General features: G+C 41.8%; 15 protein-coding genes. 5 read left to right on the top strand and 10 right to left on the bottom strand.

The annotated features are described in order from the left end of the window. Positions 1-18: 18 nt before the first annotated feature. A complete protein-coding gene (locus LV92_RS11115) occupies positions 19-1,308 on the bottom strand; it encodes a mandelate racemase/muconate lactonizing enzyme family protein (protein WP_111623735.1) in 1,290 nt (429 codons plus the stop codon). A 575-nt stretch (positions 1,309-1,883) separates the two neighbouring features. On the opposite strand from LV92_RS11115, the gene LV92_RS11110 reads away from it, so the two are divergent. Genes LV92_RS11110 through LV92_RS11095 form a run of 4 tightly spaced genes read left to right on the top strand, consistent with a single transcriptional unit; the run spans position 1,884 to position 6,560 of the window. Beyond that, on the top strand, positions 1,884-3,077 hold the full coding sequence (locus LV92_RS11110; protein WP_111623734.1) for an Nramp family divalent metal transporter: 1,194 nt from the start codon (positions 1,884-1,886) through the stop codon (positions 3,075-3,077). Positions 3,078-3,080: 3 nt separating this feature from the next. Continuing rightward, a complete protein-coding gene (locus LV92_RS11105) occupies positions 3,081-4,097 on the top strand; it encodes an NAD-dependent epimerase/dehydratase family protein (protein ID WP_111623733.1) in 1,017 nt (338 codons plus the stop codon). 30 nt (positions 4,098-4,127) lie between these two features. Next, the gene (locus tag LV92_RS11100) at positions 4,128-5,192 is read left to right on the top strand and encodes a dihydrodipicolinate synthase family protein (protein ID WP_111623732.1); all 1,065 of its coding nucleotides are present in this window, start codon (positions 4,128-4,130) and stop codon (positions 5,190-5,192) included. Between the two features lie 60 nt (positions 5,193-5,252). Further along, entirely contained in the window at positions 5,253-6,560 is a 1,308-nt protein-coding gene (locus tag LV92_RS11095) for a Gfo/Idh/MocA family protein (protein ID WP_111623731.1), read from the top strand. A 170-nt stretch (positions 6,561-6,730) separates the two neighbouring features. On the opposite strand, the gene LV92_RS11090 is transcribed toward LV92_RS11095, so the two are convergent. The 8 genes from LV92_RS11090 to LV92_RS11055 form a co-directional block, all read right to left on the bottom strand. Continuing rightward, complete coding sequence (locus tag LV92_RS11090) at positions 6,731-8,782, bottom strand: alpha/beta hydrolase family protein (RefSeq protein ID WP_111623730.1); 2,052 nt, start codon at positions 8,780-8,782, stop codon at positions 6,731-6,733. A gap of 176 nt (positions 8,783-8,958) precedes the next feature. Continuing rightward, positions 8,959-9,579: a CatB-related O-acetyltransferase gene (locus LV92_RS11085; RefSeq protein ID WP_111623729.1), complete on the bottom strand. Its 621-nt coding sequence runs from the start codon at positions 9,577-9,579 to the stop codon at positions 8,959-8,961. A gap of 360 nt (positions 9,580-9,939) precedes the next feature. Then, positions 9,940-10,824 carry an SDR family oxidoreductase gene (locus LV92_RS11080; RefSeq protein WP_111623728.1) on the bottom strand — a complete coding sequence of 295 codons (885 nt, stop codon included), beginning with the start codon at positions 10,822-10,824 and terminating at the stop codon, positions 9,940-9,942. Between the two features lie 122 nt (positions 10,825-10,946). Continuing rightward, positions 10,947-12,374 (bottom strand): amidohydrolase family protein, encoded by a 1,428-nt coding sequence (locus tag LV92_RS11075; protein ID WP_111623727.1) that lies wholly within the window; start codon positions 12,372-12,374, stop codon positions 10,947-10,949. Between the two features lie 58 nt (positions 12,375-12,432). Continuing rightward, a complete protein-coding gene (locus tag LV92_RS11070; RefSeq protein ID WP_111623726.1) occupies positions 12,433-13,692 on the bottom strand; it encodes a serine hydrolase domain-containing protein in 1,260 nt (419 codons plus the stop codon). An 84-nt stretch (positions 13,693-13,776) separates the two neighbouring features. Continuing rightward, the gene (locus LV92_RS11065; RefSeq protein ID WP_111623725.1) at positions 13,777-14,481 is read right to left on the bottom strand and encodes a DUF4386 domain-containing protein; all 705 of its coding nucleotides are present in this window, start codon (positions 14,479-14,481) and stop codon (positions 13,777-13,779) included. A gap of 57 nt (positions 14,482-14,538) precedes the next feature. Then, complete coding sequence (locus LV92_RS11060; RefSeq protein ID WP_111623724.1) at positions 14,539-15,258, bottom strand: porin family protein; 720 nt, start codon at positions 15,256-15,258, stop codon at positions 14,539-14,541. Between the two features lie 188 nt (positions 15,259-15,446). Continuing rightward, positions 15,447-17,240, bottom strand: coding sequence for a helix-turn-helix domain-containing protein (locus LV92_RS11055; protein WP_111623723.1), 1,794 nt, complete (start codon positions 17,238-17,240; stop codon positions 15,447-15,449). 230 nt (positions 17,241-17,470) lie between these two features. Between LV92_RS11055 and LV92_RS11050 the strand changes: the two genes are divergently transcribed. Then, positions 17,471-18,217: a hypothetical protein gene (locus LV92_RS11050; protein ID WP_111623722.1), complete on the top strand. Its 747-nt coding sequence runs from the start codon at positions 17,471-17,473 to the stop codon at positions 18,215-18,217. A 52-nt stretch (positions 18,218-18,269) separates the two neighbouring features. Here LV92_RS11050 and LV92_RS11045 read toward each other — a convergent pair whose 3' ends face one another. Further along, the gene (locus tag LV92_RS11045; protein ID WP_111623721.1) at positions 18,270-19,367 is read right to left on the bottom strand and encodes an adenylate/guanylate cyclase domain-containing protein; all 1,098 of its coding nucleotides are present in this window, start codon (positions 19,365-19,367) and stop codon (positions 18,270-18,272) included. Positions 19,368-19,441: the final 74 nt, after the last annotated feature.

Raw genomic sequence — 19,441 nt, 5'->3', positions numbered from 1 at the left:
GCCAGGCAACTAGTTTGCTTATCCTTTAATAAATAAAGATTCGTAATGGTCTGAAGTAAGAAATATACCAGCACTTTCTTCGTAAAATGACTTACCAGTTGTGTAGACCCCATTTTTGGTCTGAGTCCATTCCGCACCTGCCCGCGGGTGATAGGTTTCGAGTATACTCCAGTTTTTATAGAACTGATGGCCGTTGGTTTCCAATAGCCCGAAATTCATCATAGGTAGTGGTGCCAAACGGGCAGCAATCGATTTGTTCCAATCCACCAAGATGGGATTCACCGTAAGGTCAGCACTAATACAAGGAACTTTTCTTTCATGGCAGGCCTGTACGATTTTCAAGGTCATACTTAAGGTCTTGGCTATGGCCTTTACAACAATGGCGCCATACCCCTGCTCCACGCGATCAATAGCATCCTGAACGGTATGCGCACTTTCATCGGCTGCTATCGTTACCCCTACATCACCAACATACGATTCATCTTTTTCCCCCAGCGGTTCCTCTATAAGGGCAATCTGGTCGAAGGCCCCAATTTTTTTTGAATGGTCTAAAAAGCGTAAAAGGGTTTCCTTGGACCCATACCGTCCGTTGGCGTCGATGTAATAGAGGATTTTACCGTCTTTGGTATGGGGCGTTTCATAATGCCCTATAGCTTTGTGTACGTTGGATAAGAATTCCAAATCTTGGGCCAACATCTCTTTTTGGGTGCCCTTGGAACCCGTTTTCAACTTTAGGATAAAATAGCCTTCATCGGCTGCTGCCTTTATTTTTTCGATCGCCGTACCCACAGGAAAGGCAGGGATGCTCGCCACCTTTTCATTTCTATACGATAGTCCGGGCCGGTATTCCGTAGGAATCATGTCGTCGAATGTCTTAAAATTGTTCTCATGGGCATATAGCAGCCAGGCTGCGTTGTCCACGCAGACTAGGGAGTTTAATGTAAAGGTTTTTCTGAGGTCGGATTTGCCAGTTATTTTTTTACCGTAAGCGTGGACTTCCGTCAAAAGGGTATCGAGCAATTCCATGGGATCCGTAAACGATATGCCTTTCATAAGTTGCAAGGCCTTTTCGCTCATGGCGAACATCAGCGCATTAGCCCCGTTTTCGGAATGGGCGCCGGCCACACTTCGATCTGACCAAAGGGGACTCTGGGTGCCAAGACCTATTCTCGAAACCCCCGATTCACTTTGTAGCCATGCGGCCGTCTGCCAAAGTTGGGTGACGGCGCTCCCCCCAAAGCGATAGGGGTAGAGTAATTCCCTTTCAAAATTTAAGCTTGTGTCCTTAATCTTGATTTTTGTCTGCATTTCTCTCTCTTTTCCAAATGTTGAAGGTTCAAAAATAGTCCTAGGTCACCTAAAGCGTTAGCCGCAGTGGTCTTGTTTACAAACGCCCTAGGTTTTATAAGTCTATAGTTGGTTTTTGGTCATGGATTGTACTTCCGTTCATTATTTGGTTATATCCTTCAAGGTGTTCCAGGCTTCCGAATTTCACGGGGTATACCGTTTGCACTTTGAAGATAGTTGGGAATCCTTAAATATACATATGTTTTTTTTTAAGTCGGATATAGCGGAGTAACAGGATGAGGTGTAGGACAAATTTTCTTGATCATACAATACCTTTTCAGTCATTGCCGAATTGTAGTCTGACTATAAACCTTACCCTCTCTTTTGGTACGAGTAAGTGAGAAGTCTTTTTGCAACATAAAAATATTTTTCCTAGTAACTCTCATCAACGAGTCACTCAAAGCCCTTCCTCCCATGGATGGAGACAGATACCACAAAAAAAATGAAATCTGTCGTGCTCTGACTGGTTGTTTACTGGAAATCAAAGTCATATTTTTAGTACATTACTGCAATATCAATCCATACCAACTTAAAAAATGAAAAAAATCTTCGCGCTTATTGGTCCTGGTTTTATTACTGCGGCCTTGGTATTGGGTCCAGGTAGTTTGGCAGTGGCATCGAAAATCGGGGCGAACTATGAATATCAACTGCTGTGGATAATGCCGTTGTGCGTTTTGTTCATGGGTGCATTTACTGTTGTTTCTACACGAATAGGCCTTGCATCCGAAATCTCGTTACTGCGACAGATTCACATCACATACGGAAGATGGGTTGCCATTGTGATCGGAGTCGGACTCTTTTTGGTAGCGGCATCGTTTCAAGCCGGAAACTCCATAGGTGCGGGAATGGTCTTTAGTGAGACCTTGGCCATGTCATCAACCCCATGGATAATAGGAATATCGGCCATCGCCATTTTCTTGCTATTTTTTAAGACGTTCTTTAAGATTCTCGAAAAAGTAATGATCGGTATGGTCATCTTAATGCTAGTATCCTTTATGCTTACCCTGGTCATTTCGAATCCGGATCTTTCAAGATTGGCGGAACAATTCACTTTTGGAATTCCGAACGGTTCCGAAATGCTGACTTTAGCATTGGTAGCATCAAGTTTTTCTATTGCCGGTGCCTTTTACCAATCCTATCTGGTGCAGGAAAAAGGATGGACGAAGGCCAAATCAAGATCGCACGAACGCGAAGGAATTACTGGGATCGTTATCTTGGGAGTGATTACCTCGACCGTACTCTTGGTCGGTGCATCCGTTTTATTTCCCAAGGGGATAGCGGTCAATAGCGCCACTGAAATGGGCATGGCATTGGAGCCGATTTTCGGGCCCTATGCCACCAAGGTCTTTATGTTGGGGCTTTTTGCGGCCTCTTTTTCTTCCCTGTTGGGAAATGCCACCTTAGGCGGTGTTTTGATATCCGATGCGCTGGGGTTCGGGATGAAACTCGAATCTATAAAAGTACGTGTGATGGTCATGTTGGTCATAGTAATCGGAGCGATGGTAGCGATAGTTTTTGGCAATTTGCCGGTAGAACTGATTGTTGTGGCACAGGGCCTTACGGTTATCGTATCACCCTTGATCGGACTGTTGTTGCTTTTGATCGCCTTTGGAAAATCGGCAAGAAAAGAAATGGAATTGGGCATTGGTTTAAAGGTCCTGATGATCTTAGGTTGGTTGATATTATTATTTTTGGCCATGGCCAATGGATATAACATTTTTATTAAATAGCATATGCAAACTGTTGAAGAACTTGAGCTTAAATTATCGAAACCTTCCGAAAGACTGATAGCAGATGTTGCCAAGATCCATGGCGATATCATGATTTTGGGCCTTGGTGGAAAAATGGGCCCTAGCCTGTCCAAATTGCTCAAAAAGGCCATTGATAAGGCAGGAATTTCTAAAAGGATAATGGGGGCATCCCGGTTTTCGAACGAGACCATGTACAACGAACTTTCCAATTTCGGAATTGAATGTCATAAGGTCGATTTGCTGAACGATGCCGCGTTAAACGGCCTGCCCGATACCGAAAATGTCATCTATATGGCCGGCAATAAATTTGGAACGGCGGGCAACGAGCATTTTACTTGGGCGATGAACGCCTATCTTCCAGGAAGAGTTGCCGAAAAATACAAGCACTCCAATATAGTAGTGTTTTCAACCGGAAATATTTATCCCTTTATGCCCATCGAAAGCGGTGGTGCAAAGGAAAATGTAAGACCTTCGCCCATAGGGGAGTATGCACAGTCTTGTTTGGGCAGGGAGCGGGTGTTCGAGCACTTTTCGGTAAAGAACGGCACGAAAATGTTATTGTACCGTTTGAACTATGCGCTGGATCTAAGATACGGCGTGCTTTTGGAGGTAGCCAAAAAAGTGATATCCGAAAAGCCCATCGATTTGAGTATGGGCCACGTAAATGTGATCTGGCAGGGCGATGCCAACGAATATGCCATTAGAAGCCTGCTGCATTGCCAATCCCCAGCGAATAAATTAAATATTACAGGTCCTGAAACGATATCGGTGCAATGGCTTGCCGAACAATTCGGCAAACATTTCGAAAAAAAGCCGATTTTTGAGAACAAGCCTGCCGAAACGGCCTTGTTGAACAATGCTTCGCGATCATTCGATCTTTTCGGGAAGCCATTTGTTTCCCTGAACGAGATGATCATGATGACAGTAGAATGGGTAAAATCCGGAGGAAAGGAAATCAGCAAGCCCACCCATTTTCAAGAACGAAGGGGGGATTTCTAAATTTTATTACCCTAAAAGGAACTCAGAAAAATGAAAGATTTAGATCCAAAAATAAAAGAATTATTAGATGAAGGCACAGTGATTCCGGCACACCCGTTGGCCCTAACCGCAGACCGTAAGTTGGATGAAGCCAGACAAAGGCTGTTGACCCGATATTATATGGCCTCCGGTGCCGGTGGCATTGCTATTGGCGTACATACCACCCAATTTCAAATACGAGATCCTGAAATCGGATTGTACCGAACAGTGCTAGAACTGGCAATCGAAGAAATAGACATGGCGAATCTAACTCGACCCTTCATAAAAGTGGCCGGGGTTAGCGGCAATACGGAACAAGCTATCAATGAAGCCAAATTATGTGCTAAATTGGGGTATGACATTGTGCTGGTCAGTACAAACGGATTGGGCGATTGGCCCGAAGAGGCTTTATTGGAGCGTACCCGGAAGATTGCCGAGGTTATTCCCGTATTCGGCTTTTACCTGCAACCAGCGGTAGGAGGGAAGGTATTGAGTTTTGATTTTTGGAAGGCCTTTGCTGAAATAAAGAATGTTCACGCCATAAAAATGGCCCCATTCAACCGCTATCAGACCTTGGAAGTGGTCAGGGCGGTATGTGAATCGTCCCGATGCGATGAAATCGCACTTTATACGGGCAACGATGATAATATTGTCAATGACCTATTGAGCACCTATAAGTTCAGCGTCAATAACAAACCAGTAACCAAGGATATAGTCGGTGGATTACTGGGCCATTGGGCAGTTTGGACGAACAAGGCCGTGGAACTGCTCGACAAGATAAAAAAGGCAAAAAAGAGCGGAAGTACCCTGCCTAAGGAACTATTGACCTTGAACCTTGCTGTAACCGATTCGAATGCTGCTTTCTTTGATGCTGCCAACAATTTTCATGGATGTATAGCTGGCATTCACGAGGTATTATACCGACAAGGAATTTTAAAGGGAATATGGTGCCTGGATGAAAATGAAGGACTTTCCAAAGGACAAAAAGAGGAAATCGACCGGGTTTACCGAGATTACCCCGAACTGAACGATGATGATTTTATAAGGAGTAATATTGAGAATTGGATGGTGGATTAGTTGTTCCAATTTTAATTTTTCCATTATAATAATGCTAGGAACAAAATAAAAATAACGATTATGAAAAAACAAAATAAAACCGATAGAAGAAGCTTTGTAAAGACCTCGGCCAAGACCCTAGCAGCCGGCATGGTCTTTAGTCATTTACCGATATTTTCAAGTGCCAATGTACTGGGGCAGGAGAAAATTAAACTAGGATTGGTAGGTTGTGGCGGTCGCGGAACCGGAGCTATTTTTCAAGCCTTGACCGCTTCGAAATCCGTACAGTTGGTTGCTATGGGCGATGTTTTTCAACACGAACTAGATAATAGCCTACAACAGGTATCCATCAAATTTTCGGATCAGGTGGCTGTACCTAAAGAACGCCAATTTTTAGGGTTGGATGCTTTTGAAAAGGTAATAGCGGAGTGCGATGCGGTCATCTTGGCCACCCCTCCAGGATTTCGTCCCCAACATTTTGAACATGCCATCGACGCCGGAAAGCATGTGTTTTTGGAAAAGCCTTTGGCCGTAGATGGCCCTGGCTATCGCAATATAATCGAAACCGGAGAAAAAGCGACCGAGAAAAAGCTGAACGTTGTTGTAGGCCTGCAATTCCGGTACGAAATAGCCATGAACGAATTGGTAACAAAAATACATTCGGGGGAAATCGGCGACGTACTGTCTGCCGATGTGTATTATAATGTGGGCAAAGCCACCGTACACCCACGAAAAGAAGGTCAGACAGAACTGGAATACCAGATCAGTAACTGGCATTATTTCAATTGGCTTTGGGGAGGTCAATTGGCAGGGCAGGCCATACACCAGATCGATGTCATCAACTGGATAAAACAGGCTTACCCCATAAAAGCAAGTGGAATGGGCGGAAGGGCAATGCTGAAAGGCCCAGATCATGGGGAAATATTCGATCATCATTATGTGGAGTACGAATATGCCGATGGCTCGAAATTACACGTACAATGCCGACAAATGGACAACTGCGCCAACCGAATGGGGTTCAATGTTCAAGGTGCCAAAGCAAGGGCCGATGAGCGTTATCAGCTTCTCGACAATCAGGGAAATGCGCTTTGGCGGTACCGTGATAGGGACGACCCTTCATCTTCACAAATCGAACAGGATGTTTTTATCGGGGCAATATTGGGTTCCAAACCCTATGTGAACAACGTTGAGTTCGGTGCTGAAAGCAGCATGACCACCATAATGGGTCGTATGGCAATAGAGTCCGGCCAGATCATCGAATTGGATAAGGCCAAGGCCTCCGACCTGAGTATCGTCCCTGATCCAATGTCATGGGATATGAGGATGCCCAATGCACCCTTGGAAGATGGTAATTATTCCATACCAAAACCGGGCATCAGGGTATTGTAGGAGCAATCAAGAATTACAGACCAGTTTTTCAAAAACCGTTTTTAGGTACCAATTAGAAATACGTAAGGCCAAAGTGGCATATGGCTTAACCCCAATAGTAGGATCATTAGGGGGTTAGTTTTATTTCGGATTCATTTTTTTGAATTGCCAGGGTAAAGAACTCATTAAAATTAATCATCAAGCCATTGGGATACTTTTTGAATGGATTTGTAGGCACCAGGCCTATCCAAATTATTGTAAAGCTCTTTAGTCCAATCGTAAGTTGTGGGCTGATTGCCGATAACAACCAATTCATTGGGAAATTGCAAACCAGCCACTTGCGGTAGATCGGTCACCCTCAAACAATTGAGCATTTCTATGGCTTCGCCCTTGCCGGTTGGGTCGCTAGGAACGTTCTGGGTTGCTGGGGGATCTTTAATCAGAAGAGATTTTACATTACCGTCCAATAGGGCCGTATATGAGGCAATGGCTGCCATTTCGCCCTGGGCGAGAATACTAATGTTGTCGGTATCTACGCCTGGGATGCTGCGCAAGGCTTGCAAACAGCGTAACACGTCATAAACACGCATGGAGGCAATGGTTCTTCCTGTCCAAGCTGAAGCTCGGCGAATATGCCACTGTTCTGATGGAGACCAACCGGTATCACCAATTCCCCGTGCCTCAAAATAGGCAACGATCACTTTCCCCTTCAGACCACTAGCTAAAGCGGCCGATTCATAACGTTCTTCATTAGGGTTCTTTAAGACCAAAAGAAGGGGTTGGTTATTATCCGTCGGTTGCCCCGTTTGTAGGGAGAGCTTCAACCGCCATCCTTCCTCGGAAACAAAATTGTAATCTTTTCTTTCGTTGCCTGATGTGCTCGATGATATAAAATCCAATCGCATGTCCAAGGATGCTGGTTTTTCAGGAAAGGCACCAAACGTTTTTTCCCTCAAAAAAGCCTTTACCTCGTTTTTATAGGAATCCAGTTGTTCTACCGTATTAATTTCTAGCGGTGAGGCCAGCTCCACGAACGAATCCTGGATGGTTTTTGTTCTATCGTCTTTTGGTACTCCATTTACATAGGCTTTCAATGCTTCTTCTGAGAGTTCCAACGAAGTGTCGATTTCTCCCAATTTATCCGGTGAGATATTTTTACTCTTTAATTCCTTTAAAAAGAACGCTAGAATTTCAGGGCGCAATTCTTCCTTCGATCCATAACTATGTCCTCCGGAAGCATCTTTCATAATCAAATTCTCTGGCTTTCCGTAATAAGAGTAAATGGGTTTTGTTTTGTCGAACAATGTATGGACAGCCACGATGGAATAGTACAGGTCACGATTTGGTTGTGCAATCATAAATGGTCGTGGCGCGATCAATGCGCCTATGTCGGAGAAGTCGATGCCATAGGTGTTGATCGGCATCATACAGTCGCAATGGTCATCGATAGTTTTTTGGGCTATTTGGCCTTCCAACGAACTTGCGCCGGCTACGGCCGCCGCCGCCTTGATTCTTGAATCGGCAGCTGGCAGATACCAGCTTTGGGAACCTCCTCCCGAAATGCCGGTTACACCTAGATTATTTTTATCTACTTCTGGCATTTCGGACAATAGATCCAAGCCCCTAATGCCGTTCCATACTTCCACGCCAGCAGGATTGTAGCCGCGGCTATACCAATGGAACCATCCGTTCGATTCCTGGCCTAAGTGTTCGCCTTCTACCTCTCCTCGTTGAATGGTTTCGATAATTAGGCATACAAAACCGTTTTCGGCGAAATTCTTGGCATGTGCCTGATAGTTGTATTTTTGGGAATGAGCATGGCCACTAACATACAATATGGCGGGCAGCGGTTTTTTGATTCCATTCGGAATGTAGAGGTTGGCGGGCACATATAGACCGGGCAAAGATTCGTAGTACAGCTTTTCGATCCGGTATCCCTTTTTTTGAATACTTCCTGTTTTGGTCACATTTAGAGGAGGCCTCTTTCCTTCAAAAGGCTTTCCTTGTAGCCCCAACATCTCCAAAAATTGTTGATGCCGTTCCTCCCGAACTGCTTCCCAGTCCTCCAAATTTTTAATATCATTTAAGGAATTATGGGTAATATCGCTGGCCACCTTGCACAGATATTGACGGATGTTATTTGGTTGGTCAAACTCAGCCTCCACTTTATGCTCAAAAGATTGAGGGAATGTCAACATGGAGCAAAATACAGAAAGTAGTATTAAGATGGATTGCCTATTCATGGAATTGTGTTTTTACTATTTTAATTTGCATCAGCTCTAGATTCACGGTTTTTGCAGTTCATATATTTACTTTGTTTACATTAATTGAAAATATAATATCAAACATGTTTGAATCGGGTGTCTAAAAGGTAGTGAATCATAAACAAAAAATAGGTAAATCCTTGGATATGGCAATTTTAAAGCAATTCGTTTAATTTATCGCCAGTCAGATTTTGGACATTGGCCGTAATCTTTTCAATGGGCCAATCCCACCATTTCAGCTCCAGTAATTTGGCAATATCTGCTTCAGAAAAGCGCTTGCGGATCAATTCGGCTGGATTGCCCCCAACAATACTATATGGCGTTACATCTTTTGTAACTGTTGAATTGCTGGCAATTATAGCACCATCGCCAATGGTTATTCCTGGCATTAAGGTGGCATTATAGCCGATCCAAACATCATTTCCTATTACCGTATTGCCTTTGGTAGGATAGCTTTTGCCGTCCATGGCGTGGCTCCAATCTTTGCCAAAAATCGCGAAGGGATAGGAGGAAACGGAACTGCTTAAATGATTGGCCCCATTCATAATAAATGTCACATTGGAGGCGATCATACAGAATTTTCCAATAATGAGCTTGTCTCCCACAAAGTCGAAATGATATTTCACATTTTTTTCAAAATTCGCTACATCTTCAAAATCATCGTAATAGGTGTAGTCACCTACAAGTATATTGGGGTTCTTTACAATGTTCTTTAAAAAACAAAGTCGATCGTAATTTTCTAAGGGGAAAGGATTGTTTTTATCAGGTGCGTTCATAGGACGATATATTTGGTAAATAACTAAAAAAAAATATGCCTAAAGCAGCGCTAAATGTAGCGCAAAGGGTTGATAGTTTTTCATATTTTTAAAATAATTTAACTCAGATTAGGCTGATAGAAGCCAGCGCCATAAATTATAAATGTGGGAGGGATTGGTCTTGGGCTCTCCGATGTTGAGGAGGATTCCTATACTAAGCCTAAGGGCATAAATCGAAATGGTAATTAACCTTGACATAGAATTAAATTCCCAAGAATGGAAGTGATACCCAATAGTTTTTGTCTAGTATCTAACTAAAATAATAGGTCTAGAATGTTCGTAACAATGGCTTGGAGCCCATCAAAAAAATTATAATCACACTTATGTTCTTTTTTTTAAGGTATCCATTTCGTTCTGGAAGAAGTGGGATAATCGGTGGCTGCCATACCTAGGAGCAATCGCATCTTCTGCCATAAGGGTAAGGAAAAATTCGATCGGGCCATAGGTCTTGGAGGAGGTAAAAGTCCTCATAATCCATATTATGGATTTTCGCAACCAATGGGGCAAATGTATAATGTTGATGGGTTTTCCAGAGGCTAAAAGAGCCATTTCTGCTACTTCGTAATGGGTAAGGATATCGGGGCCGCCCACCGCGATCTCCTTTTTGTTGGAATTAATTGCATCAACACAAACCTGGGCCAAATCGGCACCATGGATAGGATTGATTTTCTTTTTTCCTTTACCAAAAATATAGACGCTTCCTTTTTCTGCCATCTTAAGAAAATCGCGCATATCGGAAAAAAAACCATTGGGGCGTATAATGGTATAGTCCAGCCCAGATACCTTAAGCTGATCTACAAAGGCTTCCTTGGCTTCCACCAGTTTTAGGTTTCTGTGTAATTGTCCATTAATAACGGAGACGTAAATAAATTTTTTTACGCCTGCCCTTTTGGCTTCATCCAACAGGTTCATATTGGCTCCATAATCAACGTCCATATAGGTGAGTCCGTCTTTTTGTCGAGTAATTCCTACTGTGGAAATCACCGTATCCACCCCGTGGAAATGCCCCCTTATGGTTTCAGGGCGTGTAACTTCCGCTTGGATAATCCCTGTTAATTTGGAAGCTATGTCAATTATCTTCCCCGGTTTTCTTACTATAATTTTTGTGTCCATATTTCGGGAAATCAATTCTTTGGCAATATAATTTCCCAAATATCCAGTGGCACCTGCCACCAGGATTGTTTTTTTTATTTCGTTATGTTGCATTTTTTTAGATGTTAATGTTGATGGTCCAAGACTATTAGCTTCGCTAGATTTTATTGACTAAAATTAGATGGGTAACTCCAATAGGTGGTTCGGATTAATGATTTGGAATTATTTACAAAATGCTACTTGAATATAATCCCTTCTGCCAATCTAATAATCGTTGCCCAATAATTGCTTCGATGGTAGGCTTTTTCAGAGAATTCCTCTAGTTGATTTTTATCCAATAATTGTCCTTTTATAATAACCATTTCAGGGTTTTCAAGTGTTCTTATATTTGTTAGTGGGTTTTCCTTGGCCATAACCAAATTTGCTAATTTACCGGCCTCCACTGTTCCTGTTCGGAAAAGTTTTTGGTGTACCAGTGAAGGGTTCACAGTTGCGGTTTTAAGAGCTTCAAAATGGCTTAGACCGGCTTCAGTATAAAATTTTAGTTCTTCGTGAATACCAAATCCCGGAACGGCATATGATATGCCAGAATCGGTGCCTGCCAACAATAAAACCCCTGCATCGTTCATTTTTTTTACGATTTTCAAATGTTGTTGATGCTGCTTCAAGATGCGCTCCCCAACCAAAGAGTCATATACTTTAGTGCTTGTCCATCGGTTGAAATCTTCTTGGGAACCAATGGCAAGAAATGCGGGGTTTATGTAGCCTGTTTTATTTTCGGACAATAAATCGGAATCTTTTTCAATAATCTCGGAAATTTTGTGGAAGACCGTTAAGGTTGGGGTGTGGCCTATTTTAGTTTGCACGTATTTTACAATGGTTTTTTGTAGCATTAGACTGTCATCTGTGAACTTTAGGACTTGTTGAACTATGTCCTCCGTATGTTCTATGGTCTTTATAGGTTTGGAAAAGTGATATTCATACGGGACTTCAAAACTTGGATGGGATACAAGGGAAATGTTTTGCAGCAAAGCCTCATCCTTTATGGTATCAAAAATATCGCTAGGTAAGCCTGAGTAGGTTTTTATGTAATCATATCCCTGTTTTTGGTATTTGCCAATCAAATACTTGCCTTCCCGGGCATCCTTTACCTGTTTTTTGTCAATGCCTTCATCTTTAGGTCCCGTAAGTTTTGGACTGGCAGTAAGAAAAATAGGGGCATGAATTGCGTTTTCTTGAATTCGCTTTTTCATTCTCAAATGGAAGGGCATGCCCCACATATTTCTAAGGGTAGTTACTCCTTTTGAGAGGTATAGTCCTAATTCATAGTCGTCCCATACATGAACATGCATGTCTGCAAGTCCCGGTACCATAAATTTATCTGTACCATCTATTTGTTTAATGTTCTTTGCAAAAATATCAGGAGCTATTTTGGAAATAATCCCCTGCTTAATTAGTATATCGTGATTGCTTAAGATGGTGTCGCTGGTCATGGGTACAATGTTTACGTTTTTTATAATATAGGTGTCCACCCTTCCCTGCACTCTTAAATAAGAGGTTTGCTTGCTATCCCAACATAGGATGAGGATAATGGCAATGGAAATAATCAGTAATAAACCAACCAGACCGTAACCACCTGCTTTTATCAATTTGTTAATGTTCATTATATTATTGTTTAAATTAATTACTAACCTACAGACTTGATGCAATGTAAAAACAGACCTAATCAGTGGTTTCCAACAACTCGCTGATCGCCTTGGTCACTTTTTCTTTAACGGCACTGTAATTTTTGGTGTTACTACTTAAAGAAGCGTCCATATTGGTCATCAGGATAAACCCGTAATTACCATTTTGACCTATTTCCAAATGTGTGGAAATCCCAAAACTGTTGCCTCCATGTAACACCTTTCCATCCTGGAAATACCAGAATAACCCGTGGTTTTCTGCAAAATCCTGAGGTACTGTACCAGCTGCCAATTGCGGGTCAAAGAGGAGTTCGTAGGTGTCTTTGGAAAATAAGGTCGTGGATTCTCCCTTTGTGCCCTTAACCATGTCCAATAGATACTTGCCCATGTCTTCATTGGTGGTATACATGCTTCCCTCTGGATAGGAATCATTGGCGTAAACTGGTAGCGGGGTGTCTTCATTAATATATCGCGTAGCCATTTCGTCAGTATTAATTTCAGAAATATCATAAGTTGAAGCATTCATTTGCAGGGGTTGCAAAATATTTTGCCTAACGTAATCATCAAACGATTGTTCCGTTGCCGTTTCAACGATATAGCCGCTTAGGCCAGTAGCCAAATTGGAGTAGTTCCAGGTACTTCCTGGAGGAGTATCGGCAAAATTATCCAAACTGTAAAGATCACCATCTTCCAAAAAATAGTTAGCCAGAAATTCTTCCAAGGAATAGCTTTGCCTTTGTTCTATTCCAAGCTCGTTCATTAGGAGACCAGCACCGGCAGTGGTAATATCCTCCCCAGGTAATATATGGTAGTTGTGTGCCAAATAGACCTCAGGGTTGTCCAAAAGGCCAGAGGTATGGGTAACCAAGTGTTTTATCTTGATGACCCCTTCCGGTTGTTTAGGATTAATAACATGGATGGGCAAGATATCGTTTATATCGGTTTCCATGGTGAAATACCCTTGTTCGATGGCTTTGGCCACCGCAGCGCCAACGAAGGTTTTGCTTATGGAAGCAATAGAATTGATGGTTTCATTGGTGTAGGCCACCTGATTCTGAATATTTGCATAACCAAAGGACTCCTGGTAAACAATATTATCGTCCTTTACTATGCTAATGGCCATTCCGGGCATAGTGGAAGTCTGTACTAGTTCCTGCAGATAAGCATTTAAATCGGCCGCGTTTTTAATTGTGGAAGGTTCAGGAATGGTTGCTTCCTCATCATTAGTGGAGCAGGATGTTAAAGAAAGGATTAAACTCAAAATTGATAGGACTAGGATTCTGGATAAAGTTGTCATTTTAATATGATTTTTTTGGATTGATATTTTGTTTACTCCGCAAAGTTGCGATACTGGGTTTTGCCGTTCGTTCCGGATTATTATTCAGGACTTATTTTTACTATTTAATTTGGTTCCCATTATGCCTTGGATCAAGAGATAAATGCACAGGGAAAACTCTCCAAGGTCGGCCGGAGCGGTTATATATTCGGATAAAGCATTGCTTTTTTCGGGAAGCAGAAAATAGACCATGAAATCCAATAGATAGCCAAAACAGCCTAGGATCAAGAATAATCCTATGATTTTAGGAAAGCTATCCGATTTAATTACCATATAGCCTAGGGGTAGCAGCCAAAGTCCAAAAAACAGCTGGGCAATATGGTATCCTTTATTGTGCATCTCCAAATAGAACAGGACCCAACTATTAATGTGTTCCGGATCGTATGATGCACTATACCCATTTGGATTCAATAATAGCAAGGGGGCATAATGGTTAAGCATGTTGGTGCACATAATGGCTACGGCCACCGTTACGCTCAAGACCATAAGACCGGCCATGGCACGACTTGTTTTTTTGAATAATTGGTACAATACTATGGGCAGCAGAAAATACGCTAATTGCATTATTAGATCTGCAACAAAACCCATTCGGAAGAGCATTACATTGTCCTTGATATTTCTTACGGTTTCGGCGCCATCGGTTAAATTTACCAATGTGAAGCGAACATATTTTTCGGCGAAAATGCCGCAGACGATAACTGTAAGGTAAAGTGCCCCCGCAATTAAGGCAATCCTTTTATTGTTTAGCATAGTGGGAAGAATTAAAAGTTTTTGTTACGGGTTGGTAACCAATAAATAGGGTACATTTTAATTCAACGGATTATCCAATTCCTCGTCATATGCATCCCAAAACGCAAGATCCTGTCTCTTTTTCTTTCCCAACGGATTTGTTTTCCATTTTTTGGAAAGCAGGATATTCATATTAAAATAGCGGTTATACATGTCGGCCCCGTTGCCAATGTCCACCATGCCATAATGATAGCGCAGGTCTAGTAAGAGTCTCGATTTTTTAAATTTGAACTCATAGCCCATTCCAAATTGTAGGCCGGCATCCCAGCGACTATAGGTGCCTTGTTCCGAACCGAATGCCATTTTGGACTTTTCTCCTGGCAAGTTGCCATCGCTCTCGGTTTTTAACCGACCTCCCAGGTTATAGCTTACTACTGGTCCGGCATTTACATATAGGTTGCAAAAATGCAGTCGCGCCATTACAGGTAGGTCCAGGGTGTTGAACCTGATCTTGGTTTCCTGGCCGGTAAGGGGGTTGTTATTTTCCAAACGTCCTCCTTTCATAACAAAATATAGTTCGGGGACCAAGGATAGGTACTCATTGATTCCGGCTTGGAAGGAGGCTCCAGCCTGAAGTCCCCAATACCCCTTTTTAAAATCTTTAAGGGCTTTGTTGTTGTCCCCATAATTAAGACTTGTTGGGGTGTAGTTGATCACTACATCCATAAAAGTCTCTTGGGCCATGGTCTTTCCGGTAAAGGTGGCCATTGTAATAAATAATAATAATTGCTTTTTCATCTTTGTGATAGGTTTTAGGATTAATTGTGGGGCAAAGATGAAAACGTAGTGGGTGCCAAACGCCCGTACTTATGTTTCCGAACTATTTGGGTGGGATTTGGAACTTATTGATGGGCCAAGATAAATAGGGATCCCCTTATTGGCTATATCAACCTTTTTTGGGCAACCTATAAAATACCGTTTTTGTGTTAGGTTGTATTTTGTTTCACCCACTGCTTGGGTGTCATCCCCGTTTCTTTCTTAAAAAAAGTGTTGAAGACAGTCTTGGAGTTGAAACCACTGTCGTAGGCCAGGCCAAGTAGTGTCAGGTTTTTATTGGCAGGATCTATGGCCATTTTTTGAAATTTCAATATCCGGAATCCATTAATGAAGTCATTAAAATTTTTACCGAAATGATTGTTCAACAGCCATGAAAGTTTGTTGGCGTGCAGACCTACATGGGTGGCTAGTTGTTTTAAGCTAAGTTCAGGGTCAATGTATAGCTTTTTTTCATTCATTAATAGTTCTATGGCTTCGGAGTAATGTTCAATTTGACTATTGTCCAAAGGGGATGAAGCTACGGGACTTTTGGGTTCCAAAATATCTTCTGGAAAATCGAGGGTTAGAAATACCGAGTCTTCAATTTCCTTATATTTCCTATAGGTACGCAATGGTTCTAAAAATGGATCGTTTCTAAAATTGAACAATTGTCCAGAACGCTCTTTGATTCGATCATCAAGTATATCGAGGGCAATTTCATGATTGCCACTATAAACCTCGTAATATAGGTCCCAAGCACGAAGACTTACCACAGAGGCTTCCTGAAACTCTTTTTCGACTTCATTTTTTGATATAATAAAAACATCTTCGTTGTGCATGAGGTCGTAAATGGCCCTATATGTATTAGGTCGTTCCAACTGCGGAGTATTTTCTACAAACGATGCCAGCAGAGCTACCTGCCGATCTAAAATCAGGGCTGCAGCCTTCATTTCCAGTGCCAAGGGAAAAAATGGATTTATTGATAAAGCCTTGTCAAAAAGAACAACCGCTTCATGGTAGTTCTTTTTAAAATAAATCATATTGCCCTTGGTGAAATATAGGTTGGCAGATAAGGGATTAATGCGCAAGGCCATTTCGTTATTGGCCAAGGCTTCGTCTATTTTTCCCAAGGCAGAAAACCCGTCTGCCATGGCATCACGTACTTCCGAGGAATTAGGATTAATTTCAAGGGACAATTGTAAATGTTCAAAGGCATCCTTATAGTTCCAATAGCCCCAAAAACTGATGGTGCCCTTAACATAATGCCCCATGGCGGAGTTGGGATTCAATTGCAGCCCAATATCAATGTGCCTATTGGCCTCCAGAAGTCCTTCATCCTTTTTCAAGTAACCCCAACTGGCAAGCATTCCCAAGCACCAACCTTTTTCAAAATGGGCATCGGCATAACTTGGGTCTAGAGTAATGCTTTGGTCAAAATAGGGGATGGCATCCTTGACATCCTGGGCGTTCCAGCGCATGCGCAATTCACGGCCCTTTAGAAGGTGCTTGTAGGCCTCAATATTTTTGGTAGGGGCTTCAATTAAATGTTCCTGAACCTCCAAGTGCCCAAAGTTCTCCCTAATCTTGTCGGCGATTAGTAGGCTAATCTCATCCTGTAGTTCAAATATATCGGAAAGGTCGCGATCAAAATTCTCGGACCAGATATGAAATCCGGTGTCGGTACGTATCAATTGGGCAGTTATCCTTACCCGATCATTTACAATCCTTGCGCTTCCTTCCAGTAATGTTTCCACTCCAAGCTCATTTCCTATAAGACGGGCGTCCAGATTCTTTTGTTTGTAGTAAAAGGAAGATGTTCTAGCAGTTACCTTTAGGTCCCGGACTTTGGTCAGCGCATTGATAATTTCCTCCGTAATTCCGTCCGAAAAGTACTCGTTTTCTTCCCTTCCAATGTTTACAAAAGGGAGTACTGCAATAGACTTTGGATTGAAAGAGGTATGCACTCGTGGGCAGGGGTTGTTCGTTAAATAGAAAAAAATCGCAACTAAAATACAAATTTTAATCTAAAAGTATCCAGTTTTAGTAGCTCGGCAAGGGTCATATTCAGGAACTAATTTTTAAAATCAAGGCCCGCTTGAAAATCAGAACCTTTTAATGATAATCGGAACCTTTAAGGGTGTCCTCCTGACTAACTTGCTCCAGAAAATAGTATGGAACACTAAAAGAATATATCATGAATTACCCTTTTGTAAAACCAAAATTTTATTTGGGATTGATTAAGAACTTAATGCAGTTTGTCTCTCAGCCCCAGTATCTTCCCTTAAAAGATCTAACAGTCAGGAATAAAATATACGACACCCTGGGATTGTTCCTTATTAAACTGGTCTTTTCGCTATTGGTAGCAAATGTACTGGCTGTTTTTTATGAGCCAAAAAATATCACGGATGCCAATATGTCGGAGCGGTTTGCTCCTTTAACCTACCTCTTGGTGGGAGGTTTAATACTACCCCTCTATGAAGAAATATGCTTTAGATTGAGTCTTAAGTTTAAACCGCTGTATGCGGCTCTTACTTTTACGTCGCTATCATATTACTTGCTTACAAAAGCCATATACAAAACCAACCTGAGCCTAGTAGATGAAACTTTTTATACCCGGGTATTACTCTCCCTGTTTATTGGTGTAATTGCATATGCCTTAATGTATAGGAAAAAAATCGCCCAAAAGTTAGCCGCTATTTGGGAGAATAATATTAGGTGGATTTATTACCTTTCCTGTGTGCTGTTTGCCTGGTTGCATATTTTTAATTTTGAACTGACCTGTACCAATGTACTGTTACTTCCCATTATAACCTTGCCCCAGTTGTTTAGTGCCACCATTGCCGGATATACACGACTAAGCTTTGGGTTTAAATATCCCTTATTTGTTCATATGGGTACCAATTTGCTTTTTATCAGCTTAACTTTTTTGCCATTGGATTAGATGGTTTGTCAGCAAGGTTAGCAAGCCTACATCCTGTAAATGTAAAGCTGATCTAATCCTTAATAGTGAACAATTCCATGTTTTGCTCTTTTCCTTTCAGTTCGTTTTTGCCCAAGGATTGTATTTTGAATTCCGGTTCAAGGGTTAGGCTTTGGCACAAATCCCCGGAAATTAGGATGTCTACATTTAATGGGTTGCAGAGCCCCTGAATTCTAGCGGTGGTATTGAGGACGTCTCCGGTAAATATAATTTCCTTTTTCAGCTCACCTATTTCCCCTGTAGTTACCTTCCCGAAGTGAAATCCCGCTTTAAAGGTAGGTGTAATGCCGTAGTGGGAGGAATACCATTCCGCCCTTTTGTGAAGGTCCTTTTTCATGGCAAAAAAACATTTGATACAATTGTTGTTTACAACACCGGCCTCATATTTCCAGGAGATAATAATTTCGTCCCCAACATATTGGTATATTTCCCCTGAATGTTGAATAATAGCTTCGGAAAAATCCGAGTAATACTCTTTTAACAATTCAAAATATTTAATATGGCCCAATTGCTCCGCTATTGCGGTGGAAGATTTCATATCTGAGAACATGAAAATCCTCAATTCCTCGGTAGGGGTATGATATTTTCCTGTAAAGAAATTCATTAGGACACCGTGCCCTATATTTTCACTGATTTCGGAGTAGAATAAGGAGGCCAAAAGTGATGTCGCTAACTGTATATCGGTACTTAGGTGTGTAATGCTGGTAAGGTAATCCCCGAACATATCCCAGACGCGTTGGTCAAAGATTGAAATGTCCAGTTCCAAGCTCTTGGCTATAGGATAGGTGATGCAGGTTATGATTAACAGCAACACAATGTAAAATATGGTTTTGTATACGATCTTCTTGGTAAAACTTTTTTTTGAAAAAACTTGGTTAAGATAAAGGAGTTCTATGGTCCCAATAAGCAGTCCAACAATCATGAGGGCAGCGCTGGAAAAGAGGAATACCTCAAAATTCATGGCAATCCTGGAGGATTGGTCCTGGTCGGAGTTGCCCGCTGCGGCTTGCTCCACGATCCAAAATACCCAACCAGATACCAGCCAAATAATTCCGAACGGGATTATTCGGGAAAGGTTTCTTTTAACTTTGGGAGATAATTTTAAGGACATACAGAAAAATAAACTCTTGGAAAACCATCGTAAAGTTAATGTCTTTTTTGAAATTGTCCCTTAAAATGGGTTAT

It is taken from the genome of Arenibacter echinorum (genome assembly GCF_003259375.1).
GTDB lineage: Bacteria > Bacteroidota > Bacteroidia > Flavobacteriales > Flavobacteriaceae > Arenibacter > Arenibacter echinorum.
The sequence above is the reverse complement of the archived record's forward strand: the minus strand, read 5'-3'. Positions and strand labels throughout refer to the sequence as shown.

Bases quoted from the DNA above. Each gene is read 5' to 3' on its own strand.
- LV92_RS11060 (WP_111623724.1), bottom strand. From the start codon at position 15,258: ATGAAAAAGCAATTATTATTATTTATTACAATGGCCACCTTTACCGGA.
- LV92_RS11100 (WP_111623732.1), top strand. From the start codon at position 4,128: ATGAAAGATTTAGATCCAAAAATAAAAGAATTATTAGATGAAGGCACA.
- LV92_RS11050 (WP_111623722.1), top strand. From the start codon at position 17,471: ATGAATTACCCTTTTGTAAAACCAAAATTTTATTTGGGATTGATTAAG.
- LV92_RS11045 (WP_111623721.1), bottom strand. From the start codon at position 19,367: ATGTCCTTAAAATTATCTCCCAAAGTTAAAAGAAACCTTTCCCGAATA.
- LV92_RS11105 (WP_111623733.1), top strand. From the start codon at position 3,081: ATGCAAACTGTTGAAGAACTTGAGCTTAAATTATCGAAACCTTCCGAA.
- LV92_RS11110 (WP_111623734.1), top strand. From the start codon at position 1,884: ATGAAAAAAATCTTCGCGCTTATTGGTCCTGGTTTTATTACTGCGGCC.
- LV92_RS11085 (WP_111623729.1), bottom strand. From the start codon at position 9,579: ATGAACGCACCTGATAAAAACAATCCTTTCCCCTTAGAAAATTACGAT.
- LV92_RS11075 (WP_111623727.1), bottom strand. From the start codon at position 12,374: ATGAACATTAACAAATTGATAAAAGCAGGTGGTTACGGTCTGGTTGGT.
- LV92_RS11090 (WP_111623730.1), bottom strand. From the start codon at position 8,782: ATGAATAGGCAATCCATCTTAATACTACTTTCTGTATTTTGCTCCATG.
- LV92_RS11115 (WP_111623735.1), bottom strand. From the start codon at position 1,308: ATGCAGACAAAAATCAAGATTAAGGACACAAGCTTAAATTTTGAAAGG.
- LV92_RS11080 (WP_111623728.1), bottom strand. From the start codon at position 10,824: ATGCAACATAACGAAATAAAAAAAACAATCCTGGTGGCAGGTGCCACT.
- LV92_RS11095 (WP_111623731.1), top strand. From the start codon at position 5,253: ATGAAAAAACAAAATAAAACCGATAGAAGAAGCTTTGTAAAGACCTCG.
- LV92_RS11070 (WP_111623726.1), bottom strand. From the start codon at position 13,692: ATGACAACTTTATCCAGAATCCTAGTCCTATCAATTTTGAGTTTAATC.
- LV92_RS11065 (WP_111623725.1), bottom strand. From the start codon at position 14,481: ATGCTAAACAATAAAAGGATTGCCTTAATTGCGGGGGCACTTTACCTT.